Origin of the sequence: Vibrio sp. MM46, from assembly GCF_027587135.1 — a bacterium.
Lineage (GTDB): Bacteria > Pseudomonadota > Gammaproteobacteria > Enterobacterales > Vibrionaceae > Vibrio > Vibrio harveyi.
The window spans coordinates 27,994-54,805 of record NZ_JAPPTO010000031.1; the positions used below are offsets into that span (position 1 = coordinate 27,994).

General features: G+C 43.0%; 24 protein-coding genes. 16 read left to right on the forward strand and 8 right to left on the reverse strand.

All coding sequences use genetic code 11. The annotated features are described in order from the left end of the window. Positions 1–465: 465 nt before the first annotated feature. On the forward strand, positions 466–1,443 hold the full coding sequence (locus OH459_RS24400) for a ribonuclease Z (RefSeq protein WP_269989152.1): 978 nt from the start codon (positions 466–468) through the stop codon (positions 1,441–1,443). Between the two features lie 87 nt (positions 1,444–1,530). Here the strand turns inward: OH459_RS24400 and OH459_RS24405 are convergent, their stop codons facing one another. Continuing rightward, on the reverse strand, positions 1,531–2,010 hold the full coding sequence (locus OH459_RS24405) for an aminoacyl-tRNA deacylase (protein WP_009699021.1): 480 nt from the start codon (positions 2,008–2,010) through the stop codon (positions 1,531–1,533). A 129-nt stretch (positions 2,011–2,139) separates the two neighbouring features. Between OH459_RS24405 and OH459_RS24410 the strand changes: the two genes are divergently transcribed. The 3 genes from OH459_RS24410 to OH459_RS24420 all read left to right on the forward strand — a co-directional run bounded on the left by OH459_RS24410 (position 2,140) and on the right by OH459_RS24420 (position 4,719). Beyond that, positions 2,140–3,681, forward strand: a complete 1,542-nt coding sequence (locus OH459_RS24410; RefSeq protein ID WP_269989155.1) for a glutamate synthase-related protein — start codon at positions 2,140–2,142, stop codon at positions 3,679–3,681. Positions 3,682–3,794: 113 nt separating this feature from the next. After that, complete coding sequence (parS, locus tag OH459_RS24415; RefSeq protein ID WP_005426938.1) at positions 3,795–4,247, forward strand: type II RES/Xre toxin-antitoxin system antitoxin; 453 nt, start codon at positions 3,795–3,797, stop codon at positions 4,245–4,247. A gap of 1 nt (position 4,248) precedes the next feature. Beyond that, a complete protein-coding gene (locus tag OH459_RS24420; RefSeq protein ID WP_269989160.1) occupies positions 4,249–4,719 on the forward strand; it encodes an RES family NAD+ phosphorylase in 471 nt (156 codons plus the stop codon). 54 nt (positions 4,720–4,773) lie between these two features. Here the strand turns inward: OH459_RS24420 and OH459_RS24425 are convergent, their stop codons facing one another. After that, positions 4,774–6,621 carry an acyltransferase family protein gene (locus tag OH459_RS24425; RefSeq protein WP_269989194.1) on the reverse strand — a complete coding sequence of 616 codons (1,848 nt, stop codon included), beginning with the start codon at positions 6,619–6,621 and terminating at the stop codon, positions 4,774–4,776. 255 nt (positions 6,622–6,876) lie between these two features. On the opposite strand from OH459_RS24425, the gene OH459_RS24430 reads away from it, so the two are divergent. After that, positions 6,877–7,152 (forward strand): nitrogenase-stabilizing/protective protein NifW, encoded by a 276-nt coding sequence (locus OH459_RS24430; protein ID WP_005441361.1) that lies wholly within the window; start codon positions 6,877–6,879, stop codon positions 7,150–7,152. A 148-nt stretch (positions 7,153–7,300) separates the two neighbouring features. Here OH459_RS24430 and OH459_RS24435 read toward each other — a convergent pair whose 3' ends face one another. Next, positions 7,301–8,401, reverse strand: a complete 1,101-nt coding sequence (locus OH459_RS24435; protein ID WP_017190841.1) for an alkene reductase — start codon at positions 8,399–8,401, stop codon at positions 7,301–7,303. Between the two features lie 11 nt (positions 8,402–8,412). Beyond that, positions 8,413–8,799 carry a lactoylglutathione lyase gene (gene gloA / locus OH459_RS24440; RefSeq protein ID WP_009699026.1) on the reverse strand — a complete coding sequence of 129 codons (387 nt, stop codon included), beginning with the start codon at positions 8,797–8,799 and terminating at the stop codon, positions 8,413–8,415. A 290-nt stretch (positions 8,800–9,089) separates the two neighbouring features. On the opposite strand from gloA, the gene OH459_RS24445 reads away from it, so the two are divergent. Continuing rightward, positions 9,090–9,467, forward strand: a complete 378-nt coding sequence (locus OH459_RS24445; RefSeq protein WP_029789708.1) for a MazG nucleotide pyrophosphohydrolase domain-containing protein — start codon at positions 9,090–9,092, stop codon at positions 9,465–9,467. A gap of 140 nt (positions 9,468–9,607) precedes the next feature. On the opposite strand, the gene OH459_RS24450 is transcribed toward OH459_RS24445, so the two are convergent. From OH459_RS24450 to OH459_RS24465, 4 genes are all read right to left on the reverse strand, one after another. Then, positions 9,608–9,787 carry a hypothetical protein gene (locus tag OH459_RS24450; RefSeq protein WP_005447058.1) on the reverse strand — a complete coding sequence of 60 codons (180 nt, stop codon included), beginning with the start codon at positions 9,785–9,787 and terminating at the stop codon, positions 9,608–9,610. A 40-nt stretch (positions 9,788–9,827) separates the two neighbouring features. Next, on the reverse strand, positions 9,828–10,166 hold the full coding sequence (locus OH459_RS24455; protein ID WP_005447056.1) for an Hpt domain-containing protein: 339 nt from the start codon (positions 10,164–10,166) through the stop codon (positions 9,828–9,830). A 3-nt stretch (positions 10,167–10,169) separates the two neighbouring features. Further along, positions 10,170–11,714, reverse strand: a complete 1,545-nt coding sequence (locus tag OH459_RS24460; RefSeq protein WP_053052472.1) for a response regulator — start codon at positions 11,712–11,714, stop codon at positions 10,170–10,172. A 122-nt stretch (positions 11,715–11,836) separates the two neighbouring features. Then, entirely contained in the window at positions 11,837–13,981 is a 2,145-nt protein-coding gene (locus OH459_RS24465) for a serine/threonine-protein kinase (RefSeq protein ID WP_269989167.1), read from the reverse strand. Positions 13,982–14,299: 318 nt separating this feature from the next. Here OH459_RS24465 and tagH point away from each other — a divergent pair, with 318 nt between their 5' ends. The 10 genes from tagH to tssC are packed head-to-tail and all read left to right on the forward strand — an operon-like array spanning position 14,300 to position 26,758. Continuing rightward, entirely contained in the window at positions 14,300–15,472 is a 1,173-nt protein-coding gene (tagH, locus tag OH459_RS24470; protein WP_059678435.1) for a type VI secretion system-associated FHA domain protein TagH, read from the forward strand. A gap of 9 nt (positions 15,473–15,481) precedes the next feature. Next, positions 15,482–15,937: a type VI secretion system lipoprotein TssJ gene (gene tssJ / locus OH459_RS24475; protein ID WP_047515905.1), complete on the forward strand. Its 456-nt coding sequence runs from the start codon at positions 15,482–15,484 to the stop codon at positions 15,935–15,937. Positions 15,938–15,957: 20 nt separating this feature from the next. After that, on the forward strand, positions 15,958–17,283 hold the full coding sequence (gene tssK, locus OH459_RS24480) for a type VI secretion system baseplate subunit TssK (protein WP_114321657.1): 1,326 nt from the start codon (positions 15,958–15,960) through the stop codon (positions 17,281–17,283). Between the two features lie 14 nt (positions 17,284–17,297). Further along, complete coding sequence (gene tssL / locus OH459_RS24485; protein WP_269989173.1) at positions 17,298–18,590, forward strand: type VI secretion system protein TssL, long form; 1,293 nt, start codon at positions 17,298–17,300, stop codon at positions 18,588–18,590. Positions 18,591–18,604: 14 nt separating this feature from the next. Beyond that, on the forward strand, positions 18,605–22,123 hold the full coding sequence (tssM, locus tag OH459_RS24490; RefSeq protein WP_269989174.1) for a type VI secretion system membrane subunit TssM: 3,519 nt from the start codon (positions 18,605–18,607) through the stop codon (positions 22,121–22,123). Next, positions 22,105–22,800: a type VI secretion system-associated protein TagF gene (tagF, locus tag OH459_RS24495; RefSeq protein WP_053049073.1), complete on the forward strand. Its 696-nt coding sequence runs from the start codon at positions 22,105–22,107 to the stop codon at positions 22,798–22,800. Before tssM ends, tagF begins: the two co-directional genes overlap by 19 nt. Before the next feature lie 10 nt (positions 22,801–22,810). Further along, positions 22,811–23,605: a PP2C family protein-serine/threonine phosphatase gene (locus OH459_RS24500; RefSeq protein WP_017818775.1), complete on the forward strand. Its 795-nt coding sequence runs from the start codon at positions 22,811–22,813 to the stop codon at positions 23,603–23,605. Next, on the forward strand, positions 23,598–24,719 hold the full coding sequence (gene tssA / locus OH459_RS24505; RefSeq protein ID WP_005447042.1) for a type VI secretion system protein TssA: 1,122 nt from the start codon (positions 23,598–23,600) through the stop codon (positions 24,717–24,719). Before OH459_RS24500 ends, tssA begins: the two co-directional genes overlap by 8 nt. 15 nt (positions 24,720–24,734) lie before the next feature. After that, complete coding sequence (gene tssB / locus OH459_RS24510) at positions 24,735–25,262, forward strand: type VI secretion system contractile sheath small subunit (protein WP_009699036.1); 528 nt, start codon at positions 24,735–24,737, stop codon at positions 25,260–25,262. Between the two features lie 2 nt (positions 25,263–25,264). After that, positions 25,265–26,758 (forward strand): type VI secretion system contractile sheath large subunit, encoded by a 1,494-nt coding sequence (gene tssC, locus OH459_RS24515; RefSeq protein WP_005447040.1) that lies wholly within the window; start codon positions 25,265–25,267, stop codon positions 26,756–26,758. Positions 26,759–26,812 lie beyond the last annotated feature (54 nt).

The following is a 26,812-nucleotide window of genomic DNA, read 5'->3' on the forward strand; positions in this document are numbered from 1 at the left end:
CACTCTGAAACTCCATGTGTTTTTAGGATGCGTTTTAAATAAAAGTGCCTAATAACCTATACAGGGGATGAGTAGGTTATTTGCTAAACACTCAACTCAGCATAAAAACAATTAACATAGTTGTAACATTGAATTTCAGGATTTGTTATTACCATCCCATATAACTAATGGTTTGTAGTTTTGGGTGTAAATATCTGTAAATGTTATAGTTAAGCTCGATTTATACATCGTGGATGTTTTACGAAACAGCCCTATGGTGTTTGATGTCCACTCGAAAAATGTGGCTTAAGTGTTATAGAATGGTGAATGGTAATCAGTGTGTTTTGGTACGATTGTTTTAAACGGGTGTTTAATTGATATTTAAAGCTTAGTGTTAAAATCGGTCAGAATCATGCAATTTATCACTGAATCGAATGCTAAACTTTATGAGTGATTAGAGCTTTTACTTAAGGAATGGGAAGTCATATGGAGCTGTATTTCTTAGGAACGTCCTCTGGGGTTCCAACTAAATCCCGTAATGTTTCTGCGACTGCTTTGCTGGAGAGCAAGGGAAAAGGGTGGTTTCTAGTTGACTGCGGAGAGGCGACTCAGCACCAATTGCTATACACTCCGTTATCACTTAATTATTTACGAGTTATTTGTATTACCCATATTCATGGCGACCATTGTTATGGTTTACCGGGCTTGCTCGCCAGTGCAGGCATGAATAACCGCAAAGATCCTCTGACGATCATTGCGCCAGAGGGGATTAAACAGTGGTTTGAAGCGACTCAAGCGTTCACCAAACTCTACCTGCCATTTGAACTTCACTTCATTGAAGTCGAGCAGCTTGATTCGATTGAAATTGGTCAGTTTACGATTACCGCAACTGCACTTTCCCATCGTGTTCCTAGCTTTGCTTACTGTTTTGAAGAGTCAACCATTCGTATGTATCCAGACATCGATAAGCTTGAGCAATTGAACATACCGAGGGGACCTATTTGGGGAGAACTTGTGCGGGGTAATGATGTGGAGTACCAAGGTCAAACCTTAATGAGTAAGGCGTTTACTAAGCTTGCACATCCACCGAGAAAAGTGATTATTTGTGGTGATAACGACAAACCCGAAACGCTCGATAGTCTAATTGAAGGCGCGCATCTGTTGGTGCACGAATCAACGTACTCAGAAGCGATGAAAGATCGAGCAGAAGAAGTCGGTCACGCTTATTCTTCACAAGTCGCCAGTTATGCTCAGACAAAACAAATTCCGAGCTTAATTCTCACTCACTTTAGTCCTCGCTATCAATTTAGCCCTGAAGCGGAAGTGTCGATTGAGCAGATTCGGCAAGAAGCTCAAACCGCTTACTCTGGTCATCTCTTTCTTGCTCACGATCTCGCGCATTATCGAATTGACAGAGCGGGTTTGGTTGAGGAGGTTAAAGACGCTAAAGATAAGAACGAATAAAGGCTCTTGTCGCGAAAGCAATTTAAAATGAAATCGTCACCACAAGAGCCAACATGTTCTAGATACCGCATTCATTGCAGCTTAAGACTAATGAAATACCTGACTACTAAAGCGCAGAAAACGACTTTCTCCCATCAGTTCACGGAACGCTTCTTTATCTAACTTAATCAAGGTTTCGTGATCGCCTGCTTCCAAATACACATGCTCTAAATTGGCGAGCATTTCATCGCAAATGGTTGCCATGTGATAAGCGCTACCCACTGGAGGTATCGCGCCGTTATCGCAATCGGTAAACAAACGATAGACTTCTCTTTCCTTGATTAAATGGAAAGAAGCGTTGAGCTCGTCATTCAATCGAGACAAGCTGATTTTATTATTCGCAGGCAAGACAGCCATCATATGACGACCTTGGTGATCTTCCAAAATCACGCCTTTTGCCAAGTTATTGAGAGGGATACCCGCTGCAACACCGCTTTGCAGCGAACTATTACTATGACTGTGATTCACGGTTTGAAAGTGAATATGGTGCTCAGTCAAATAGTGGTCGAGCCGGGTTGACATGGTCATGTTAGCCTCCAGAGTGTTGAGACCCACATAAAGTATAGGTAAATCTCTATTCCCCTGACGCTTTACTTGAGCTGTTCTACGCTTACTGAAAGCCAACCACAGAGTATGGCATTGAAAAAGGGAAGCAAAATGAGCAAACCAGTAATAGCGGATAACAAACCGATCAAAGTTGAGCTTGTGCAAGGGCAAGAATATTACTTTTGTCGATGCGGGCGATCTAAGAACCAACCTTATTGTGATGGCTCCCACGCCGGAACCGATTTTAAACCCATGAGCTTTGTCGCTGAAAAGGATGAAGATTCGTATCTGTGTCAGTGTAAGCACACCGCAAATGCGCCTTTCTGTGATGGGACACATAAGCAGTTTACCTCTGAACAAGTGGGGCAAGAAGGTCCGGGTATCCAAGCCGGACATAACGAGATCCCAATTGCGGTCGCGACACAAGAAGAACCCACAGTTGAGTTTATTCACCAATTGGCAAGAGAAGGGCTATCAAAGTTAGGGCATCATGGACCGATGACGGCGATGGGAGTGCCGAGAGACCAATTGCCACATTGGGATGAACTGCAAATGATGGTCGCACAAATGGCAACCAAACCTCTGATGGAGGATGTGCCAGTCAAAACAGAATTGGTAATTGGTCCGAAAGCGAAGAAGCCGTTATTGCTAAAAATTCCTTTGTTTGTCTCTGACATGAGCTTTGGCGCGTTATCAGAAGAAGCCAAAATCTCACTCGCGAAAGGTGCGGAGTTAGCCGGAACCGGAATTTGCTCTGGAGAAGGCGGCATGCTGCCAGAAGAGCAAGCGGCGAACTCGCGTTATTTCTATGAACTGGCGAGTGCGCAATTTGGTTACGACGAATCTAAGTTGCTCAATGTTCAAGCTTTCCACTTTAAAGGTGGACAGGGAGCAAAAACAGGAACTGGTGGTCATCTTCCTGCCAATAAAAATGTGGGCAAAATATCGCAAGTGCGCGGTATTCCCGAAGGGCAATCTGCGATCTCACCACCGACGTTTAAAGATCTGCATACCGCAGAAGATTTCAAAAAGTTTGCAGATCGGGTACGTGAAGTGACAGGTGGTATCCCGATAGGCTTCAAGCTCAGTGCAAACCATATCGAAGAAGATATTCAATTCGCACTCGATGCCAGTGCGGATTACATCATTTTGGATGGTCGTGGAGGAGGTACGGGCGCAGCGCCTGCTATGTTCCGTGATCACATCAGCGTGCCAACCATTCCCGCTCTCGCTAGAGCAAGACGCTATCTGGATGCTCAAGGTGTGAGTGACCGTGTCACGTTAATTGTCACGGGTGGGCTACGTGTTCCAATGGACTTTGTAAAAGCGATGGCGCTCGGGGCAGATGGCGTTGCGATTTCTAACAGTGCGATGCAGTCGATAGGTTGTGTAGCCGCGAGAATGTGCAATACCAACAATTGTCCAGCAGGCATTGCGACACAAAAAGCCGACTTAAGACAGCGGTTGAATGTGGATAAAGCCTCGGTTCAATTGAAGAACTTTTTTGAAGCCTCGGTTGAGTTGATGCAAGTGATGGCAAGAGCGTGTGGACACGATGATCTTTGCAAGTTTAATCAACGCGACCTCGCCACTTGGAATCGCGATATGGCGTTGCTTTCTGGGGTGAAATACGCAGGCGTAGACAAGCCTTAACGTTTCTCTTGCTCTGATTCGTGCCTGTTTTACTGTGGCTGCAATTTGTACGATTGATAATTGAGCTCATATGGACCATAATATTAAGACCATTTGGTCTATAGGAGCTCAGTATGGCAACGGCAACATTAAAAAGCTTTAAACCGAAGCTGCCTCACAAGGCAAACTTTTGGTTTATGCTGGGCATTGAAGATGCCGAAACCGGTCGTACCGATGCGGTTCATAAAGGGTTTGAGCCAAAGGTATACCGTAATATCGTCGAGCGTGTGAAGCTTTCTCAAAGCGAATTCCAACACGTCACATTGATCCCGGTGAGCACCATCAAACGTCGACTCAAAAACGAAGAGCGCTTCAACACGCAAGAGAGTGATGCCATCTATCGTTTAGCGATGCTACTTAAGCTAGCAACAGAACTGTTTGATGATGAAGAACGCGCACTAGGTTGGATGCGGGAGAATGTTTATGGTTTGGGTGGAAAGCGCCCACTAGACATGGTTTCAACCACGGTTGATTTTGAAATCGTCAAAGATTTGATTGGACGACTAGAGCACGGGGTATTCTCGTAATATGAAGCTCTATCGACTGACTCAAAAGAAGTTTTCTGAGTCTCCATTTAGCCCAATCGGTGCCAAGCTATACGGCGGGCGATGGAACTCTAAAGGAACCGAAGCACTGTACTTTTCTCAATCCGAATCTCTTTGCTCGTTAGAAGTTTTTGTGCATGTAAACAACGATCCGGCGATCACCAAGCTTTACGATTTGTATCGTATCGAGATGCCGGAATACTTAATTGCCGCACTGGATGAAGAAGACTTACCGGTCACTTGGCGCTCCATTCCTGTTAGTGAATCCACACAATACATTGGTGACCAGTTTCTCAACGATCCGCACCCTGAGTTTGCTGCACTGCAAGTGCCTTCGACAATTTCTCCTCGTGACAACAACTACGTCGTCAATCCAAACCACCCCAAGATGAAAGACATCCTGAAGAAAGCAGAGAAGCTTGATTTTGCTTTCGACCCAAGAATCTTCAAGTAAAAAGCTCAGACCCTAGATTAACGCTGAGCTTTTCTTTCTCTCTTTTCCATTGGGTTAATACTGAGCAGTTAACTGTTGATTGCTCATTACTTCTTTCTGGTAGCTGCCTAATACGATCTCTGCGCCTTTGTAGGATAGGTGGTTCGCATCGGTGTACATGGCGTTGTTATCGCCTACCTTCATTGCACATTTGCCTTGCTGACAGATGTAACTTGTAAGGTCGACAAACTCCACATGTTCAAATTGCTCAAAATAGTGAGCCAACGTAGCCACGCGATGTGGGTGTGATTGCCTTGGCGTGAAGTCACATTCATTGCCAGTGTTGTCTCCAAACAGTCGCGCTTTCCATAAACATTCACCAATGGCATGCGGTGCGGAAGGTGTTGGACCAAAGACCAGAACTTCTCGGTCTTCTAACTCGTTCAAAAGGCGAGTGAGCGAAGCTTGGTAGTCTTGTTTGGATAACTCTTTATTGAAGTTAGAAGAAATCACCACGCGACGGATAGAAGGGGTATTCAAAATGGTTTCTATTGCATCAGTGAAGAAATTGCTGCAAGACAAATGGTTTGCACCTGAAACTTTATCGACATAGCCAACCGCGCAAGAGTCTTGCGTAAGTTGAACAACCCCTGTTGGTGTGTCATTCGCGAGTTGCTGAACAAAGACCATGCTGTGGCTGTTACCTAATACAGCGACAGTAGGCTGGGAAGATGAGGAGCAGGTGTCATTGATGCCGGTATTACCGTTACATGCGATGCCGTAGCCGTTGTTCACGCGCATGGCTTCGAAAAACGCGCTACGGTCGGGAAAGCCTCCGTTTTTATGACCGACGACACCAAAAGCAAGCAGTGGCAGGGTAACTAATACAAGTGAGGCAGTAAGTGTGCTCATGCTGATTTTCTTGCGGCTACGGAAAGGCTTTTCAACAAAGCGCCAAGTTAGATAAGAAAAGGTAAATAGAGCGACAAGATAAAATGCGAGGCTGAACTCTTGTCCGGCAGTGAGTACGTATCGATAAAAGACCAGTAACGGAATATGCCATAGATAGAGGCTGTAGCTAATTAAACCGACAAAAACGACCGATTTGAGGCTTAGAGCTTTACCCAGCGTGTTGTCTTTGGATGAGAACAAGATGATAAGCGCGGTGCCAATCACAGGAATTAACAGCATGAGCCCGGCGCCATCTTTTGATTTATCGAACAACAAGGCAGAGGCAAGAACCAGTGTTAAACCAATCATGGCAAGTGTGTTGTTGGGCTTGATGACGGTTTTACGCATTACTAGGGCAATCAAAGAGCCCGCCGCCAGTTCCCACGCACGAGAGAAAATCATGTAAAAGGCGAAATCAGGGTCACCACTGGCGTACCAAATAGTCATCAGGCTTAGTGCAAACACCGCAATGAAGAAGGTGAGGTAAGACATGAGCTTGCCACGTGCCAGCAACATAAGCAAAAGAGGGATCACAATGTAATATTGCTCTTCGACACCTAAGCTCCAAGTATGAAAGAGTGGGTTGGCTTGCTCTTCCAGCCCAAAATAATTGTGCCCTTTGAGGTACAGCAACACATTAGAAGCGGACAGAATGGAAGACACAGAAAACTCGCCCACCTCTTTGTGTGCTTGGGGAAGGAACAACCACCAAGAGAGCAGGTAACATACTGCAATAACCAGCAGTAGTAAGGGCAAGATCCTACGAATACGGCGCTCGTAGAAATCGGAAAGGCTGAATTGGCTCTTATCTAAATCGTTTATCACAATAGTGGTAATTAAATAGCCGCTGATCACGAAAAACACGTCTACGCCAATAAAGCCACCAGCAAAAGCTTGTATGTCTGCATGGAAAAAAATCACCAACAGGACCGCAATCGCTCTTAATCCATCTATTTCTGCTCGGTAAGTCATCATCATCTCTCCCTAGTCAACAAACTCACTAACGCAAAATGTGCACCAAAAATTAGGCTTATAAAATCAGTGAGTTAAAAGTTATTCTGCAGATGAGAAGAGTTTTACAGGGTGACTTCTTATATTGATTTTCATTTTGAAAATTTAAAACTCGGCGGTTTCTAGCAAAATGACGTGCTACGGATGTAAATCAAAGAACGATTGAACGGAAGTTTTTATACTGAAAGCTAAGTGAACAAACTCAGAAACGAGGCTATGAGCCAAAACGATATTCAAGCCAAGATTGCTAGCTTTACTTGTATCGAAGAAGCTTTGGATTACTTCGATATTGGTTTTGACAGCCGCTTTATTGATAAACACAGAGTGGAGTTAGTGAAGCGCTTCAATGGCTATTTGATTCTGACTAAGCCTGAAGATTGGTTTGCGGCTCGCCGTGCATTAAAGAACGCATACTGTAAGGTGCAACGCAGTTTACTGGATAAAACCACACGCTCGGCTTGTCGTGGTTGCACTTCTTGCCAGCGTCGTTAGAGAAAACTCTAATGCCAAAACCATAATGTCAGACAACACCGGACGCTAAAAAGAAACCCCGCAGATGCACTCAAACGCATCTGCGGGGTTTTTGTCTATTCAACTTGCCTATTCAAATAAGTCGGCTGAACTAGGCAAGCGAAGCAATTTAGTTTGCTTGGTAAGTTGGGTAATCCAACAGACCTTTTTCGTTACCACCAAACAACGTCGCAGGATCGTGAGCCGCTAGCGGGTAATCGTTCTTGATACGGTTCGGTAGGTCAGGGTTCGCGATGAACGGACGACCAAAGCCAACCATATCTGCCAAGCCACTTTCTAGAGCTTCAGCCGCTTTCTCTGTGTTGTAGCGACCAGCATAAATGATAGTGCCTTTGTAAGCTTCACGAACGGCTGTTTTGAACTCAGCAGGCGTATCTGGTGCGTCATCCCAGTCTACTTCTGCAATGTGCATGTAAACAACGTTTAGCTTATCAAGCAGTGTCGCAGCAGCTGTGTAAGTTTCTACTGGTGTTTTATCTACAGTACCATTTAGTGACGTAAACGGAGCAAGACGAACACCAACGCGCTCAGCACCAATCGCTTGAGTCATCGCTTCAACCACTTCACCCAAGAAACGTAGACGGTTTTCAACTGAACCACCGTATTCATCTGTACGGTTGTTTGCTTCAGAATCGATGAACTGGTTTACAAGGTAGCCGTTTGCTGCGTGTAGTTCGATGCCATCAAAGCCCGCTTCAATCGCATTCAATGCCGCTTGACGGTACTCTTCGATAACCACTTTGATGTCTTCTTTCGTCATCTCACGCGGTTCTACCACGTCAACAAAACCAGGCTCATCTGTGCCGTTATCAATAAATACTTTCACGTTTTCTGCTTTTAGTGCAGAAGAAGAAATTGGTTGCTCGCCACCGATATTGTCAGGGTGAGTTACACGGCCTACGTGCCAAAGCTGAGCGAAGATCGCTCCGCCTTTTGCATGTACAGCGTCAGTGACTTTTTTCCAACCTGCGATTTGTTCTTGGCTGTAAATACCCGGAGTCCAAGCGTAACCTTGACCCATAGGTGAAATCTGTGTGCCTTCTGCAACAATCAAACCCGCAGATGCGCGTTGTGCGTAGTACTCAGCCATCATGTCGTTTGCGACGTTGCCAGGCTGGCTTGCACGAGAGCGAGTCATTGGTGGCATAACGATACGGTTCTGAAGCGTTAGAGAACCAAGTTGTACAGGTTGAAACAATGTATCTTTCATGACTAACCTCGTTATTTGCTTGTTTGAATCAATTCGATTTGGTAGCCGTCAGGATCTTTGATGAATGCGATGTGAGTTTCACCGCCTTTCATTGGACCGGGTTCACGAGCGACATTGCCACCAAGTGCTTTGATTTTGTCGCATGCAGCGTAAATATCTTCACAACCCAATGCCATGTGACCGAACGCGTTACCTAGGTCATAGCTGTCTGTGTCCCAGTTGTAAGTCAGTTCAATCGTCGCGCTGTCTGGTTGGTCTGCGTTGCCCACAAATACGAGCGTGTAGCGGTATTCCGTGTTTTCAAAGCGATCAAGCTCGCTCATACCAAGAACTTTGGTGTAAAACTCAATGGACTTATCTAGATCAGCAACGCGGATCATAGTGTGAAGAAATTTCATATTTAACCTTCTTATCTCGGCTTGTTAGGTGTTGTTCGAACAACAACCGTGCCCCAACAAACAACGTCATTGGGATTAAGATAATGGCTAACCTTGAAAACATGAAATTATCATTGGTTATTGATTGCATAACATATTGTTATTAATGAGAGGCTTTAAGTTCACTTTGTTTGTGATGATACTGAAAAAGATGAGGTGAATAACGGATGCTTTCTTTTTGAATTTAAATTACTTAGAGTGAGTGACTATCTAATTGAAAGCACAAATCTTGGTGTAAAGAGGAGAAAGCAATGGAGAGCTTTAAAGCCTTGTTTGACATTGCTCAGCGCAAAGCTGAATACGACAAGAACAACACTTGGTATAGAGGCTCAGAAACGTATTTTGATGCGCTACACAAAGAGCTTGAAGAAGTCAGCGAAGAGATCGCTAAAGAGCGTCAGTGTTATCTAGAAGATGAACTTGGCGATGTGTTGTGGAACTACTTAAATATCCTGATGGCGTTAGAAAAAGAGCAGGGCGTTGACCCTTATTCTGTTTTAAATCGAGCAGTAGAGAAATACCAAGCTCGGGTGACAGCGATTGAAAACAACGGAAGCTGGGCGGAAGTAAAAGCAGATCAAAAGGAAAAGTTACAGCAAGAATACCAAGGCAAGATGAATGAAAATTAAGCCTATACCCAAGTAACCTCAAGATGGGTGTCTATTTGATAAAAACTAGGGGTAAGGCTCGCTTACCCCTAGTTAGAAATCAAAGTGAACTAGAGCATTAAAGTAAACTAATGAGTAGGTTAGCTTCTAACGTCTCGCTTTCACTTCGCGTTTGTCACTGCAAGCAAAAGCTCAAGCTCTTCGGGTGTAAGTAAGTCCTTGTTTTTAAGAAGTTCGCTTTCGTCCAAAGAGAGTTGAGTTTGACTTATTAAGTATTTTTTTTGAGTTGGAGTCAGATCCTTAAGTGAATCTATCAACTCTTTAAAATTCGTGTTATTCATAGCCTAGCATTCCAATTAACGTATATTTTTTATAGTGTTGTTACTGATCCATGTTAGATAAGTAATCTGTTATTTGCTGGTTTATCGTCACCAGCTCTTTATTAACTATAGCTAGATCCCCGCTATCCGGTGCGATATTGTCTCTTGTGTGCTCCTCAATGTTGCTCAATGCGGTTACAGCTGACTCTTCTCCAAAGCTAGAAAGGATGCCTTTTAAGCTGTGTGATAATAAGAATAAGTCCCCCCAGTTCTGCTCTGCGTTGAGTTGGTTGATTCTTTCTAATCCATCTTCGTAGTCTTCCATGTAAGTTGAGAAAACAGCAAAGATAATGTCGACATCGTTGTCCATGTAGGTATTCAACACTTCGAAATTGATCATTATTCATCTCCACTGTGTGGCTTGTAAGTTAAAAGGTATTGGTAACTGGGTCGAATACGATCCCGAAAGATAATCTTTGAGCCAGTTAGACCAATTTGGTGGTAGTGGACGCTGAGAAAGGAATTCAATGCTCTCATCCAAAATGATGTCTGTCGCTTCAATGTTGTTATCCGATAGCCGCTTGAGGCGCATCTCGACTGAGAAAGGGTATCTTTTGCCTAACGTCTCTTCATCGGAGTTCTTTTGTTCGCTGAGTTTTAAAGCGGTTCCTGACTTCGCTGCAAGTAAGGTTAACAAGCAACGCTTGATAGCAAACTCGCCGAAAAAGTCCATCAAAGGAATAGCTTGTTTTAATAGCAGTAAAGGTGCTTTGTTCGGCGTTGCGTAGTAGTAGCTAAGTGAGTGCATTAGCTTTCTATGAGCGTACTCCGGACGTGATTCTAGTAAAAGAAGCTTACATTGCATCATCTGCTTAAAAGCGGCTAAATCGACTTGTTGGTTACGATTGAGTTGTTTCTCAGCGAGCAAACAAAATTCATTGAGCTTTAGGAGTACTTTCTTTTTGTCATTTCCATTAGTGAGCGTCTTAAAATGTTCACTAATCAAGTCGACATAAGTATTCATCGCAGCGAGCCACTGAGTATCCGTGGATGAAACATTGGATGCGTAAAGGTAACCAACGTCGTACAGTCGCTCGAACTGAGCGAGTTTTGACAGAACCCTAGATACAGTAATCAGTCTTGCACTGCTACTAGGGGTGAGTTCAAAGGCTCGGTTTGCAAGTATAGAGGCGTTATTGTGTTGCCCTAAGGTTTCATAAAGCCCGACAAGATTATCGATAGCCCTTAAGCAAAGCGGATTGTGTGTGACGTAATTTGCAAGGACTTCAACAGCTTCACGGATCTTACCTTTTTGGTGAAGTAGGAATGCTTCAGCACAAATTCGACTCGCGTGTTCTTTGTCGTTGCAAAAAGGAAGGAAGTTCTCTAGTACCTCAAACTGTTTCGCTTCAATCAAAGTATCAATTAAGAGTGATTCAACACAAACACTGGTCGCGTATTTCTTATGCAGTTGCGCAACGTCATTGAGAGAAAGCACTGAAACTTTGCTAAGGTATTGTTTTACTTCAGCAAGGTGATGCTGCTCTTGTAAAGCAGTGAGCATTTTAGTTTGTAGTGCTTTTGTCTGAAGCGGCTTAGTAAGTAGATGTCTAACACGACCAGAAAGCGCAGTGAGCACGGTTTCTTGCGTAGCGTCACCAGATATCATAAGCACGGCTGTTGTGTCTGATATCAATTTCGCTCGACTCATCAGGTTAATTAGATCAAGCCCGGTCAACTTAGAAGACAGGTGATAATCCATAATGATGAACGAGTAAAAGCGAGTCTTAGTAGCACTCAACGCCTGCTGCGCATTGTTAACGCAGGTAATGTTGGATATTTTGGCTCCCAGCGAGACGAGTTGATGCTTGATCAACGTTGAAGAGGTTGAACAGTCATCAATGACTAAAATGCTGATGTTATCGACTTCGATCTTCCCTGTGGTCAAACTTCTACCTATTTATACAGATTAGCACACTCTAAAATAAAATTAGTCATCAGTTTGCATAAAGGCAAGCGCTTTTACGTTAAAATAAGGGGCAATATGCCCCTCATCAACTTTTGTAGTCATTAACTCTGTTCAGCTTCCGTTTCGACGCGTTTTAACAGCTCGTTTGCCTTCTTCATCGCACGCCTCGCACTTTTAGACTTCCGCTTGTTTAAAAGAATGTCAGAAAACTGTAGGTACTTATCGGCGGTTTGGAATCGCAGATCATTAATATCTTGGAAACCCGGCGGGAAATTTTCAGAAAATGCATCAATATCTTTGACGAGCTTATCTAGGTTAACCGTTGTGCGAGCTTGGTTGAGTCGGTAGTGCAGTCCTTCAAACTCTTCCTGATACAACAATCGTGCAGCATCAGCAGGGAAAGGCAACGGCGTTGAGCTCTCTTTTGCGGTCTCGTAAAGTTTCATTTCCAATACCGCATCTTTCATTGTATTGCTGATCGCCAAATTTTGCTGATGTTCTTCAGACTCAGCAAAAAAGGAGTTTCCAACTTTGATGAGTGTGACTAAAGCTGCTGCATCGCGCATTTTTAGCGCTTCATTGAGGTGTTGACCAAAGACTTCGCTTGCCAACGAGCTAGGAGTGAAAGGGTACTCTTTATGTATTTCATGGAGTTCCTTTTTGAGATCGTAAATAGATTTAGCCTCGTCTTGCTGGGTGTACAAGGATTTTTCTAAGTGGCTGTTTATCTGTCTCGCAATAGAAAGCAGAGTAGAGTGTTTGCTTGATTGAATATCCAATGCCAAAACTTCGATTTTATGGGAGTCTGGGTAATAGATTTTTGCTTGCTGTAAGATGGATTCAATCTGTTTGTAGTTTGGATAAGTCGTTACATCAGAGTTAAGTACGTCATCGATCTTTGCTTCAAATTCTCCAAGGATATGCGGTTTATACAAACGTAGGAAACCAGCAGCAATCACTGGGTGTATCCCTTGTTTGTTGTCAATTAACGCTTTGGTTTGCTCCGGAAGCGTATTTAACAGTTGCTCTGCAGATTCGATGGCTTGATCTTTTTCTATGAGAGTAAGGTTGAGTTGGTTAATGGTATTTTGCTGTTGTTGATAGAACGTACCTAACAAACCCATTAAGGCAAGACTGGCGGCTATACCTGAATAAAGTGACCAACGGTTCTTATTTAACAGGTGCTTGATATCAGTAGCGCTGAGCTGAGAAGGGACGACACCAGTAGCAAAAGCTTTAGAGAAGATGCGCCACTTTGAAAATGGAAAGTGAGATGGCTTGCTTACTTTAACGCTTTTTTTAAGCGCTTCGTTGACTGGGGTTCGTCCATATGGGTGTTTGCAGCTCAGCAACTCGAAAGTAATGCAGAAAAACGCAAACAGATCGTCACTTTGTTTCGGTTCTTTGCCCGATAAGATATCAAGTGAGGCATAATTCGGTGTATAACCCAGCGTGTCAGTGTCTTGTGATTTTCGTTTTGCTGCATATTGGTCATGCTTCAGTTGGTGCGTTTTAGAGACGCCAAAGTCCAGCAGCTTCACTTTACCTTCCGAAGTGAGAATGATGTTTGCGGGCTTTAAGTCTGCATGGACCACACCAAGTGAATGTGCATACGATAATGCATCTAACGTTTGGTTCAGAATTGAAAGGGTGGCGTTGTACTTTAACCCGTCCGGTCTAGAGCGTTGAATAAGTCCTTCTAATGTCTCCCCATCAACATATTCCATCACGAGGAAATAGATTTCTCCGTCTACTCCAAAATCGTAGACTCGGATGATGTTGGGGTGACTAAGCTTCTGAGTTTGTTGTGCTTCACGAATGAGCATGCGGGCGGTTTCTGGCTGAGACGCATACTCTTTTTGTAGTACCTTTAATGCGACATAGGGGACATCTGCTCCAGAAGATTCAAGAATTTTGTCTTTCGCCAAAAAGACGTCACATAAACCACCATGGCCGATCAAAGATTCAATTTCATAACGGTTTTTTACCGTCTCCCCGAGCAATGAATCAGATCGAGTTTGCTTATCATCATTATCAATATTACGCACTAATTTGTTTGCTGGTGGAATTGTGTTTAGGTTCTGAGACACTTTTGTATTTGTTTCATTATTATTTAGGGCAGAGCCTTCATTGTTTATATTGCCCTTATTGTCATTTGTATTTTCTCTTTTTTGAGTCTTTACAATTTTGGTTTTATCGCCACTGCATTCTTTATTTATAGAACTGTCTTTATTTTTGTAGTCCATCACGAGGCTCCATATAAAATGATGGTGTGAATATATAACTCATCTGCTAATGAAAAATGATTAAATGAAGATTTCTCGGTTAAGCTAACATCGGTTTTTTGACGAATGAAAAGTTAAGCGTCAAAAATTTGAACCTCGTTGTATATTTTGTTCTGCGTAATAATCCTAGATTGCTTTGCTGAGAAATTAATTCATTATTCCGTTCGTGAAATACAATTATTATTTGATTAGGCATTATTAATCTTAGTGTTAATAAGTGGTTTCCTAACTATTAAGAACTAAATTTATATATTAAGCAGTTCCTTTGGCGAGGTTTACATGACGTTGGTTTTAACCATTACAAGTTTTCATAAGTTCACTCCAGAGATTGACACTGAGTTCGTTTTTGATGCGACAGGTGAACATGACAAGGTCAGTTTTGGGCGCTCTGAACAGTGTGATTGGACATTGCCTGACCCTGAAAGAGTCATATCAAGTAAGCATGGTGAACTGATCAAATTTGGTGAAAAGTACTTGATTAAAGACTTATCGACGAATGGTACCTTTGTAAATAATGCCGTGACGCCGGTTGGTCAAGGAAATGAATTGGCACTCAATCATGGCGATGTCGTGGCCCTCGGCGATTATCAAATTCAAGTAAGTTTAGAAGAAAGAATTATCGATGATAGCAATAGAGTACACAATACTATCAATGAGTTAGCCGTTAGTGATGTTGACCGAAATTTAACTCATGATGAGTTTGGGTTGAACGCAGCGGATCTGTTAAGAGACAGTGCGCCTTCTGAATTTCAGCTTGATATTGGTCTGATGGATGACTTTTTAGAAGCACAAGAGCCGAGTGTTGAAGAAGTATCCCCTCATGCGTCTACCCCGATTAGTGCTCCGAAGCCTTTGGTAAAAAATGAAAGCAAAAACCAACAAGCCTTCGTCAGAGGTCTGGGTATCAACCCAAATATGGTTCCAGACGAAAATAGCGAACAGTGGTTCGAGCAACTAGGCCAGTCGTTTTCTTTGATGCTACTGGGGTTAATGGAAACATTACATAATCGAGCTGAGTTTAAACAAAATAATCGTTTAAACCATACCGCTTTTCGAAAGTCAGAAAATAATCCATTAAAGTTTTCCGCTAATTTAGAAGATGCTATTCATAATTTATACAACCGAAACACTGCTAGTTTTATGCGAGCAGACATAGCAATTAAAGAAGCATTTGTTGATATAGAAAACCATGAAAAAGCGTTGATGAAAGGTGTCGAAGGTACCGTTTCAAGTGTTATGTCGTTAGTTGAACCATCAAGTATTTACTCCGATACAATGTCAAGTGATAGTTTCTTCAATAAAATAATTCCAGCAAGAAAATATGCTCAAAGCTGGAAGAGATTTGAAGGTATTCATTATCAATTAACGGATGAAATTGTAAATAAGGAATCACCTTTTTATTTGGAAGATTTTGCAAAGCATTATGAAAATGCACTGAGAAGTAAAAACTAAGGAATGATGATGAAAACAATAATGAAGACTTTACTTCTATTTATTACGGCAGCTTTAGTTGGTTGTTCAGCGGCAAACCTAGTAGTTGATCCCTATGCTGATTTAGCGCTCACAGCCAAACATAATATCAACCCAGATTCAAATGGCAGACCGTCGCCTGTTGTGATTTATGTGTTTGAATTGACATCTTCAACCGTCTTTGAAAGTCAGGATTTCTTTTCGCTGTACGAAAGCTATGACACGGTTTTAGGTCCTGATTTAGTGAACAAATATGAAATTTCTTTAACGCCTGGTCAGGAAGATATTTATCACGCAAGCATGTCACCAAAAACTCAGTATTTAGGTTTAGTCGCGGCATTCCGTGACATCGAAAACTCCAATTGGAGGCAGGTGATTAAGGTAGACCAGACAGGTTACAACACTTACCAAATTCACCTAGACGACCTTTCTATATTCGTTAAATAACCTCACTTGGCGACTAAACAATGGCAGATTACTCCCACACAGCATGGTGTGAGGGGATGTTTTTACGTCCTCAACATTTCCAGCAAAGCGAGCGTGCAATTGAGCATGAGTTTAAGGGATTGAACCGTTTTCAACAGCCTTATAATTGGGGCGTGTATCAAGTTCGTATAAACCCGAACAGTTTGAAAGAAGGCGTGGTAGAAATCGAGAAACTCGAAGCGATTCTTCCTGATATGACTCTTATTGAATTGCAGAACGTTAATGAAGTTCTTCCGCCATTACTGGTTGAAAAGGGAACTCAAAACACATTAGTTAAAGTGGTCGTTGCTTCATCGAGCCTTAAAGAAAAAACGATTGCGGATGTTAGTGAAGGTGTTGTCAGCAGATATGTGTTAAACGATCTAGACGTTATAGACGTGCAAACAGGTCAGGATGAAGAGCGCATTCAAGTGGCGTCGTTGAATGTTGCGCTTAAAGTAAGCAATGACAACTTGTCAGGTTTTGTTGAGTTACCGATTCTTAAAATTAAAGAAGTCACTGCGGAAGGCGCAATTCTTCTTGATGAAGAGTATACGCCGCCACATCTCAATGTGCTTAAAGATCAAGCAATGTTGGCTTGCCTAAAAAATGTAACGGGAATGACAAAAATCCGTGCTGATGTGGTTTCTCAACGTTTAGTGCAAGGTAAAGCGGCATCTGCTTCAGCTGTCGATTTCATCATGCTTCAAATGCTCAATCGCTACGAAACGATTCTTAGACATCTGGGGCAGTTAGAACAAGTTCACCCTTTAGAGTTTGTCACGCTATTACGAGGATATGTTGGTGAGTTGTCGACTTTTTCGAGTAAAAATAAGCGCGCTCCTTTACTTATTGATTATGAACACTCAAATCTGACCTCTACGATTTCAGAGCTTAATCAGGTGTTAAGCCAATACCTGAGTGTTGTTCTAGATCAGACGGCTAATAAACTTCCTTTGGAGGTTCGACAACTTGGTATTCGAGTGACACCGTTACCTGATAAGCGACTTCTTGAATCAAGCCAGTTTGTTTTGGCAGTAAAAGCAGACACAAGTACTGATGAGATTAGACGTTTGGTACCAGCTCAACTCAAGTTGGGACCAGCAGAACAAATTAGAGATCTTATAAATAATCAAATCAACGGTATTAACGTTGCACCACTCAATGTTGTTCCTCGACAGATCCCTTATCAAACGGGGTATGTGTATTTTGAAGTGATTAAGAAAGGACCTTTCTGGGTTCGTCTCCAAGAGAGTGGCGGTATTGCTCTTCAGCTATCTGGTCAATTCCCGAATTCAGACATAGAGCTATGGAGCATTAACCAATAACAGGTTACGTCATTATGGAACAGACAATAATAAAGCCAACACCAGGTGGAAGACCAACAAACGCTAATATCTCAGTACCAAAATCTCCCGATAGTACAGTTGTGATCTCAAAGAATCCTGAAGTGGTCAACAATGACTCAGTGGTCGCATTTGGCAGCAACCCGATTTTAGCTGAAGCTAATGGCATACTTTCTATTATTGGACAGATTCGAGCAACAGCGAGTCACTCTGACGTCTTGTTTTTAAAAGAAACGTTGGCACAAAAGTTAAGAGACTACGAAAACCGACTACGTCAACAAAACATAAATCTGGAAACAATAGATACCGCTCGTTACTGCTTATGCTGCGCAATCGATGAAGCAGTTTTGAATACAAATTGGGGTAGCCAATCGACATGGAGTCACGACTCGTTGCTGACCTCTTTCTATTCTAGCAGTCAAGGTGGGGAGGCGTTTTTTCAGCATTTAGAAACATGCATGTCATTCCCTGAGACTCAGCTTGATCTCTTGGAACTCATGTATGTGTGTATGTCTTTAGGTTTCGTAGGGCAATATCGATTAGAAAAAAATGGTCTGGAAACACACCGTCGTTTGAGAAAGCAAGTTGTTAGCGTTTTAAAGTCAAACGGTCGAGGGTTACAGCAACGCTTAAGCGACAATATTGAAAGCCGTTTGTTAAATGGTTCGCAAGTGGCGGAACGTGCGCCTTTATGGGTGGTTTGCTCTGTGACATTGGCAATATTGGTCTGTATCTTTATGTTCTTCAGCTATGACCTTAACAAGGCTTCAAATCAAACCTTTGCCAGTTTAATTAATCTCATCTCACCTAATCAAACAGAGATGGCTCCTACGTCCGATTCTCAAGTAATAAAAGTTGCTGAACGCGTTTCTATGTATCTAGCAACCGAGATAAATAAAGAACTGGTGACTGTTGAGGCTCTATCCGACAGAGTTCGGATTTCTCTCAAAGCTCAAGACTTGTTTGAGTCAGGTAGTGCGGAAGTCGTTGAATATATCCAACCTGTTATATCTAAGTTGTCTCGCACTTTAGAAACAACCGAAGGGAAGATTTTGGTCACTGGACATACTGACGATAACCCTATTTTTACCAGTAAATATCCGTCCAATTGGCATCTTTCCCTTGCTCGTGCAACGGCGATGTCTGAACAGTTGATTGCGAACAGTGCACTGGAAGGAAGAGTCCTTCCTGAAGGGCTTGGTGATGCAAGACCCCTTGCTGAAAACTCTACTGATGAAAATCGTGCGCTTAACCGCCGAATCGAAATTGACCTTATGGTTGCAAACTAAGGAAAGTGAGATAAATGAGTATCCGAGAAGTAGGCAGAATATTTACTCAACGTTGGTTTATCGGTTTAGTCGGTGTTGCTGCGTGCTCAATTTTTATTTGGGTCGTAGGTCCCCTCATCACTGTTGCGGGATATGAGCCCTTAAAAACTGACTTTCAGCGTTTGGTTAGCATCCTGGTATTAGTTTTCGTTTGGGGTGTGTTCAATCTTACAAAGCAACATAAGCAAAAAGTAAAAGAAGACGAAACAATTCAAAGCCTGTTAGAGGTGGATTCGCAATCTGATAAAGAAGCTGCCTCAGAAATTAATGTGCTGCAAGACAGAATAGAGCAGGCAATCAAAGTGGTTACCAAAACACATAAAGGTAAACGTAGCTTATACGAATTACCTTGGTATGTACTGATTGGTCCTCCTGGTACAGGTAAAACGACAGTTCTTAAGCAATCTGGGTTGGAGTTTCCGTTAGCGGATTCATTAGGTTCGGACTCTGTTGCAGGTGTTGGGGGAACACGCCATTGTGATTGGTGGTTTGCAAACAAAGCGGTTCTTGTTGATACCGCTGGTCGTTATACGACACAAGATAGCCAAGAAAAAGTTGATGCTAAGGCGTGGCATGGATTTCTTGGGCTGTTAAAAAAATATCGAACACAGAGACCAATTAACGGCGCAATTGTGACAATCAGCTTAGCTAGCATTATGTCGCAAACACGCACGGAAAGGAGCCTGCATGCAAGGGCGATAAAGTCTCGTTTACAGGAACTAAAAAACCAACTGGGTATGCAGTTTCCAATTTACGTTCTTCTTACAAAAATGGATCTGGTGGCGGGGTTTAATGAGTTTTTCGCGGATCTGAGCAAAGAAGAGCGTGAAGAGCTATTCGGTTTTATGTTCCCAAAAGATTGCGAAGATGAGCGCGGTGTCGTTTCTCTTTTCAATAAAGAGTTTCATCATCTACTTGAGCGATTGGACGCCCGAATGCTGCGCATTCTGGAAACAGAGGATGATCTTGATAAGCGCGCGATGATCTTTGAATTTCCAAAGCAACTTCGAGTGCTTCAAGCAAACCTAGATGAATTCCTTACAGAAATATTTGCTCAGAACAGCTTTGAAGAGCCCACCCTTATTCGAGGCGTGTTTATGGTTAGCTCGGTTCAAGACGGTATCCCTGTTAGCCGGCTAATGAACGAATCGAGCAGCGGGCTAGGGCTAGGGAAGTTAGGTTTATCTGCTCAGCACCACGGATCTCACAGCTATTTCGTTAGAAGCTTGTTTGATCAAGTCATCTTCAAAGAGCAACTGCTTGGGACGGTCAATCGTCATTATCAAAAGCAATCCAGTTGGCTCCATCGAGGCGTTTACATCGGCTGTGCGGTCGCGTTATGCGGAGCGATTGGAACGTGGTTTATGAGTTATCAATGGAACTCGACACTTATCACCCAAACCAACAAAGAGACGGGTCATATAAAAGCAATGATCGGTGCAGATAGTTTAGATTTTGAATCAGACATTATCAGCGCGATAGAAACACTCGACCGAATCATGACTTTACCTTTGGGAAAGCAAAGCGACTACGGAAATTCGGATGCAATAAAGAAGTTTGGTTTGTATCAGGGCGACAAAGTCTCTCAAGCGGCAAATAACGCCTACACGTCTGCTCTAACCAAACACTTCGCTCCTCTGGTGCTTGATAGCCTGATTTCAGAGATGGAAGGAAACCAAGAGCATCGTCAGTATCTATACGAAACGCTTAAAACTTACCTAATGTTGTTTAACCCAGAAAAGTATCAACAAGAAGAAGTATTAGCGTGGTTTGGCTTTTATTTTGAAAGACATTATCCAGGCGCTCTTAATGAATCACTAAGAGACCGTCTAATGACGCACACTAATAACCTTCTGGAAAGCAACGAAAGAGGCTTCTCATTTAATGACTCAGCTGTAGAGAGTGCTCGAGAAGTGTTAACTCAAATGTCTTTGCCTGAGCGTGCTTACCAACGCATGAAGTTACAATTTTCAAAAAGTCATGTGCCGTCATTCAGATTAACAGACGTTCTGGGACCAAAAGGGTTAGAACAATTTGAGCGAATGAGCGGTAAACCACTGTCTCAAGGGATCTCCGGTTTTTACACGTATAACGGGTTTCACAGCATTTTCCAAATTCAAATTAACCGCACTGTGAAAGGGTTAATGGAAGAGAACTGGGTATATGGAGACGATTTAAAAGCGCATGAAATTGACCAAGCAAGTGCAATCCAGGGTGTACAAGCACGTTACTACCAAGATTATGTGAATGAGTGGAAAAACTTAATTGAAGACATTCAGCTTAAGCAAGCGCCAACCCTTGATCTAGCCTCTACTCAAGCAAGAGTGTTGTCGGGGGTTGAGAGACCAATTGAATCATTATTGCGTGCGATTCAAAAAGAGGTTGGTTTGACCAAAGTTGTCTTGTCAGAGAACCAAAAAGCGGCGTCAGAGGTGGCAGGGAAGGTTGTTAAAGTGAAGTTTTCCAATACCGCTGACAAGTTAGATATGTATTTACCTGAAGAGAATAGCTTTAATGTTTCCTTGCCAGGTAAAGAAGTCGAATCCCACTTTACTGAAATCTTACGTTTGGATGAACAAGATTTTGAAGATATTCAGACAGCAATGGTCAATTTGCGCTCTTACCTGTCTGATTTATCAAGTTCGGGTAACAATCAAAAAATTGCATACAAGAGCATTCTCGATGGAACAGTTACCCAAGATGTTGCTGCGTCGTTTGAACGTGCAAGGGAGTTGTTACCAAAGCCATTTAATCAATGGTTAGGAGAGCTGTCTCAAGAGTCAGTTAAGTTTGCAGAGAATGGGTCTAAAGATCACTTGAATCAATTATGGTTAACAAAGGTGGTTAAACCATATCGAAGCTCAATTGCTGGTCGCTATCCATTTGTTCCTAATGCCTCGAAGGAAGTTCGCCTCAAAGATTTTAAGCGGTTTTTCGGTTACGGCGGAACCATGGATGCCTTCTTTAAGGAGTATTTAGAACCATTTGTAGACACTTCAACTCGACGTTGGAAGCTTGAAAAAGAGATTGGTGTTCGTCCAGAAACACTTGCAGTATTCCAGAAAGCCAAACGGATAAGACAAACTTTCTTTGAGCCGGACAATTCTTTGCGCGTCGAATTTGGAATGAAACCTGTTTATTTAGATCAGCATATTACTCGTTTTGTACTGGAGTTGGGTGGGCAAGACTTAGTCTATAAGCACGGTCCTGCTCGCGCGAAGTCATTAAGCTGGCCCGCAGGGCAAGACCAAACTCGAATCGTCTTTACTCCACCAGAATCAAAACGCGAGATTGCACATACCTACGAAGGTGAGTGGGGTATTTTCAAATTACTTGATCAATCGCTAAAAGCGCGTCCAGAGTCGCGAAATGACAATATCGTTATGATCGATTTGAAAGGAAACAAAGTTCAACTGGAACTCATCCCTTCAAGTGCGATCAACCCGTTTTGGTCTAACGAGATGGAGAGTTTTCGATGTCCTCAAACGCTATAACACCCTGTTGGGGCTACATTGGAAAAATGCCTGCAAAAGGGGATTTTGTTAAAAATGGGCTTTCTCAAGAGTTTACTGAACGATGGCATGATTGGCAGCAAGCAATAATAGCTGTTAGCCGAGAACAATTGGGCGAAGGATGGCATCAATACTTTCTCACGGCTCCAATTTGGCACTTTGCACTGGATATCTCCTACATGGAAGACGCAACTTACATTGGGAGTGTCATACCGAGTGTTGACTCTGCGGGACGCTACTTCTTTTTCACTGTTGTGAGACCAGTCGAAGGGAGTGCTGTGGATTATTGGGAACAGAGTCAGTGGACTCAAAATAGTCAAGATCTTGCCGTCGCTGTACTCAATGACGACTTTGTATTTGATGCATGGGCTCGAAGACTCACTGACTCGGGTAAGACAGTTTTAGATGATGTTCCTACGGCAGAAGTACCGTTAGTACATTACAAAAGCAAACTTTCAACCATTTATGAGAACACCCCACAGTTATCTGCGAATGGTCTTTTAAATCAGATATTAGGTAAGGAATACAAAAAACCTTGTTTTTGGTGGACTGAAGGGTCGGCAACTATATCGCCCTGTATGCTGATTACGTCGGGACTGCCTTCAATAGGTCAATATGCGGCAATGTTAGATGGAAACTGGCAAGAGTGGAACTGGTAGGTATCAGCGAATGAATTGGAATTACTTTACTTTTTCGAGGACTCATCCAGGAAAGGTCCGTCCATATAACGAAGATGCATTACTTGATATGTCCGAACTTGGTTTGTGGGTCGTAGCAGATGGTATGGGTGGTCATTGTGCAGGAGACATCGCCAGTCAGATGTTGGTCGATAAGATTGCCCGCTATGCAAAAGACAATAAGACAACCCACATTGATGAGTTGAGAGGTGTTATTCAGCAAGCAAACAAAGAGATCTTTGATTACGCAAAAGAGCATTTAGAAGGTAAAACGATGGGGACAACACTTGTACTGTTATTTATGCAGGACGGGTATTTTCATTGTTTGTGGGTTGGGGATAGCCGTATATACCAACTGAGAGAAGGGAGCTTCACGCAAAAAACAAGAGATCACAGCCAAGTTATGGATCTGGTCGAACAAGGGTTATTAGCGATTGAGGATGCAGAATCACACCCATTAGCTAACGTCATAACTCGTGCGATAGGTGTCGATGAAATAGTAACGATAGACCAAATCTCCGGTCAGCTCTCGAACGGTGATCAATTTCTGTTGTGTAGCGACGGGCTCTCTAAAGAACTGACCAATGACGAGATACACAATACGCTCTATGCTGATTCAGTCAATCAAGCAGGGTTAGCCTTGATGCACTCTGCGTTAGTTCGAGGTGCTAGTGACAACGTCACATGCGCGTTGGTCAAAGTATGCTGTGATCAAAATGAAATAGCTGAAAATCAGCAAGATGACGCGACCATTCCTGTTTTCTTGAGGAGTAAAGTGCGTGGATGACCTAATCAAAGCGTTCGAGTGGTTAGAACCAGTACTACAACCTGTCTCTGCTGATCAACCAACGGGCGTGGACCCTCGTGAGGACGTATCTCCTCAATCTGCTTATTACAGATTAAAAGACCACAGGATGGCTGCGCGCAATACAGAGCGTAACGCCATTATTGAAGAAGAAAGCATACTCAGCCACACCAACCTTTGGCGTGTTTTCATTGATGAAGTTCCAGAAGTTCTGACTTCTCAGTCAAAGGATTTGGAGCTTGTCGCTTGGCTGATTGAGGCGCTGACACGTATTTATGGCTTTCGCGGAATGGGGATCGGATACGAGATAGCATCACACTTTATTGATCATTTCTGGGAACAGCTGCATCCCATGCCTGATGAAGACGGAATCGAGACTCGTATTTCTGCAATCATTGGATTAAACGGTATCGAAAGTGAAGGTACCTTAATTTTTCCACTGGCTTCGATTCCGCTTACGGATATGGGGGTAGAGCAAGCTTACGCATTTTGGGAATACCAACAAGCCATCGAATTAGAGCGACTTGATGAAGATAAACGACGTTACAAAGTCGAGCAAGGTGCTGTGGAACTGTCGAAAATCAGCGATACCGTTAAATCCACCTCTGATGAGTTTTACAGGACTTTGATCACTGATCTTGAGTTCGGCATAAGGGCATTTAACCAATTTAGTCAAAAGCTTGATGATGCTGTTGGAGACGTTACCCCAAGTTCTTACATCTCAAAAAAGCTTGATTCAATACACTCGGCATTAAAGCATTTGCTTGGTGACCGCTTTCAGGCACCGAAAGAGGTGATTGAAGAGGCTGATATGGAATCTAACGAGCCGACTACGGTCACAAGCCAGTCAGCTAACAACAGCGAATTGCTAATAACAAATATGCAATCACGCGAGCAAGCGATTGAACAGTTACAAAAGGTGGCAGACTTCTTTAGAGAAAGTGAGCCTCATTCACCAGTTTCTTACTCCATCGAACAGATTATTCGTTGGTGTGGAATGCCTCTGCCGGAATTACTGGCGGAATTGATCTCCGACGGAGATGCAAAGAGAAGCTATTTCCGTTTAGTTGGCATAGCAGAACAAAATGAAAATTAAGGAAGGGAGAACGGTATGACGAGTATTCACTCGAAACTGTCACGAGTAAGGAAGCCTCGTGTTCACATTACCTATGATGTTGAAACCGAAGGAACAACGCTTAAAAAAGAGCTTCCTTTTGTGGTTGGTGTAATGGGCGACTTCGCTGGACAAAATACCGAAGCGTTGAAGCCTTTGAAAGACCGACGTTTCATTCAGATTGATCGAGACAACTTTGATGATGTTTTGAAAAAAATGAGTCCATCAGTGAAGTTTAAAGTCGCAAACAAATTGGCGAAAGATGACTCGCAATTTGAAGTGGATTTAAGCTTTAAATCTATGCAGGACTTCGAGCCCGCAGCGATTGTTAATCAAGTTGATCCTTTACGCCAACTGATGGAAACCCGAAATAAACTTCGTGACTTGATGACGAAGGTCGACCGCTCAGAAGAGTTAGAAAATATTCTAGAGGATGTATTAAACAACACGGAAAACCTGACAAAGTTGGCTGGAGAGTTAAACCTGGGCGAGTCAAGCTCTGTAGATAATCCAGAGGGAGCATAGTAATGACGACTCAAATTGACAAACAACTTGATCCAACGGTAGAGCAACAAACGTCATCATTCCTAGAGCAGGCGATTGGTGCAACAAAGCAAACAGAAGCTTCTCGTGCCGAAGAGTTGATCAAGACATTAACAGAAGAAGCAATGAAAGGTACCGTTTCCTGGAATAAGAACCTAACGGTGACGTTCCGTGAAGCAATCACGCTTCTTGACCAACAGATTTCGGAACAATTGTCTGAAGTCATGCATCACCCAGAACTACAAAAGCTTGAGGGCTCTTGGAGAGGCTTAAATTACTTAGTGATGAACTCGGAAACAAGTTCAGCATTGAAAATTCGCATGATCAGCATGACGAAAAAAGAGCTTCATAAGGATTTAAGCAAAGCGGTTGAGTTTGATCAGAGCCAAATCTTTAAGAAGGTGTATGAGTCTGAATTCGGTAGTGCTGGTGGTGAGCCTTATGGTGCGCTTATCGGTGACTATGAGTTTACAAACCATCCGGAAGATATCGAATCATTGCGCCTGATGTCTAACGTTGCTGCTTCTGGTTTCTCGCCGTTTCTTTCGGCGGCTTCACCGGCTTTGTTTGGCTTTGATGAATGGACGGAATTATCTAAACCTCGCGATTTGGATAAGGTATTCGAGTCATTGGAATACGCACAATGGCGTTCCTTCCGCGAAAGTGCTGACTCGCGTTTTGTAAGCCTAACCATGCCGAAAGTGCTAGCACGTTTGCCTTATGGTCAAGCGACTTCTCCAGTTGAAGAGTTTGGGTTTGAGGAGTTTGATGTTGACGCTGTTTCCGGCATTGCGACTAATGCAGAACACAACGACTACTGTTGGATGAACTCTTCGTATGTACTAGGTGCGAAGCTCACAGATGCTTTTTCAAAGTATGGCTTCTGTACAGCGATTCGAGGTGCAGAAGGTGGTGGTCGTGTAGATAATCTACCAACGCACTTCTTCATGAGTGATGATGGCGATCCTGATATGAAATGCCCAACAGAAATCGGTATTACTGACCGCAGAGAAGCGGAGTTAGGTAAACTTGGTTTCTTACCATTATGTCATTACAAAAACACAAACTATGCCGTGTTTTTTGGTGCGCAAACCTGTCAGAAACCAGCAAATCATGACTCTCCGGATGCGACAGCGAATGCTGCAATTTCCGCACGCTTACCTTACATGATGGCGACATCGCGTTTTGCCCATTATTTGAAAGTGATGGCTCGCGATAAGATCGGTAGCTTCATGGAAGCAGAAGATGTTGAATCATGGTTGAACCGTTGGATCTTAAGTTATGTGAACGCATCTGAAGGAGGCGGTCAGGAAATCCGCGCGAAATACCCATTGGCTGATGCTCGCGTGCAGGTTAAGGAGATTCCAGGCGCGCCAGGCTCTTACAATGCAGTAGCATGGTTGAAGCCTTGGTTACAGATGGAAGAGCTTACGACTTCATTACGCTTAGTTGCAAAAATCCCTCAATCGGGTGGTTAAGTGAATTGTGGTTGGCTTTATGGGTCAACCACACTTTCCCTCCTGTGGTGTGTA

Bases quoted from the DNA above. Each gene is read 5' to 3' on its own strand.
- OH459_RS24400 (WP_269989152.1), top strand. From the start codon at position 466: ATGGAGCTGTATTTCTTAGGAACGTCCTCTGGGGTTCCAACTAAATCC.
- OH459_RS24405 (WP_009699021.1), bottom strand. From the start codon at position 2,010: ATGACCATGTCAACCCGGCTCGACCACTATTTGACTGAGCACCATATT.
- OH459_RS24410 (WP_269989155.1), top strand. From the start codon at position 2,140: ATGAGCAAACCAGTAATAGCGGATAACAAACCGATCAAAGTTGAGCTT.
- parS (WP_005426938.1), top strand. From the start codon at position 3,795: ATGGCAACGGCAACATTAAAAAGCTTTAAACCGAAGCTGCCTCACAAG.
- OH459_RS24420 (WP_269989160.1), top strand. From the start codon at position 4,249: ATGAAGCTCTATCGACTGACTCAAAAGAAGTTTTCTGAGTCTCCATTT.
- OH459_RS24425 (WP_269989194.1), bottom strand. From the start codon at position 6,621: ATGACTTACCGAGCAGAAATAGATGGATTAAGAGCGATTGCGGTCCTG.
- OH459_RS24430 (WP_005441361.1), top strand. From the start codon at position 6,877: ATGAGCCAAAACGATATTCAAGCCAAGATTGCTAGCTTTACTTGTATC.
- OH459_RS24435 (WP_017190841.1), bottom strand. From the start codon at position 8,401: ATGAAAGATACATTGTTTCAACCTGTACAACTTGGTTCTCTAACGCTT.
- gloA (WP_009699026.1), bottom strand. From the start codon at position 8,799: ATGAAATTTCTTCACACTATGATCCGCGTTGCTGATCTAGATAAGTCC.
- OH459_RS24445 (WP_029789708.1), top strand. From the start codon at position 9,090: ATGGAGAGCTTTAAAGCCTTGTTTGACATTGCTCAGCGCAAAGCTGAA.
- OH459_RS24450 (WP_005447058.1), bottom strand. From the start codon at position 9,787: ATGAATAACACGAATTTTAAAGAGTTGATAGATTCACTTAAGGATCTG.
- OH459_RS24455 (WP_005447056.1), bottom strand. From the start codon at position 10,166: ATGATCAATTTCGAAGTGTTGAATACCTACATGGACAACGATGTCGAC.
- OH459_RS24465 (WP_269989167.1), bottom strand. From the start codon at position 13,981: ATGGACTACAAAAATAAAGACAGTTCTATAAATAAAGAATGCAGTGGC.
- tagH (WP_059678435.1), top strand. From the start codon at position 14,300: ATGACGTTGGTTTTAACCATTACAAGTTTTCATAAGTTCACTCCAGAG.
- tssJ (WP_047515905.1), top strand. From the start codon at position 15,482: ATGAAAACAATAATGAAGACTTTACTTCTATTTATTACGGCAGCTTTA.
- tssK (WP_114321657.1), top strand. From the start codon at position 15,958: ATGGCAGATTACTCCCACACAGCATGGTGTGAGGGGATGTTTTTACGT.
- tssL (WP_269989173.1), top strand. From the start codon at position 17,298: ATGGAACAGACAATAATAAAGCCAACACCAGGTGGAAGACCAACAAAC.
- tssM (WP_269989174.1), top strand. From the start codon at position 18,605: ATGAGTATCCGAGAAGTAGGCAGAATATTTACTCAACGTTGGTTTATC.
- tagF (WP_053049073.1), top strand. From the start codon at position 22,105: ATGTCCTCAAACGCTATAACACCCTGTTGGGGCTACATTGGAAAAATG.
- OH459_RS24500 (WP_017818775.1), top strand. From the start codon at position 22,811: ATGAATTGGAATTACTTTACTTTTTCGAGGACTCATCCAGGAAAGGTC.
- tssB (WP_009699036.1), top strand. From the start codon at position 24,735: ATGACGAGTATTCACTCGAAACTGTCACGAGTAAGGAAGCCTCGTGTT.
- tssC (WP_005447040.1), top strand. From the start codon at position 25,265: ATGACGACTCAAATTGACAAACAACTTGATCCAACGGTAGAGCAACAA.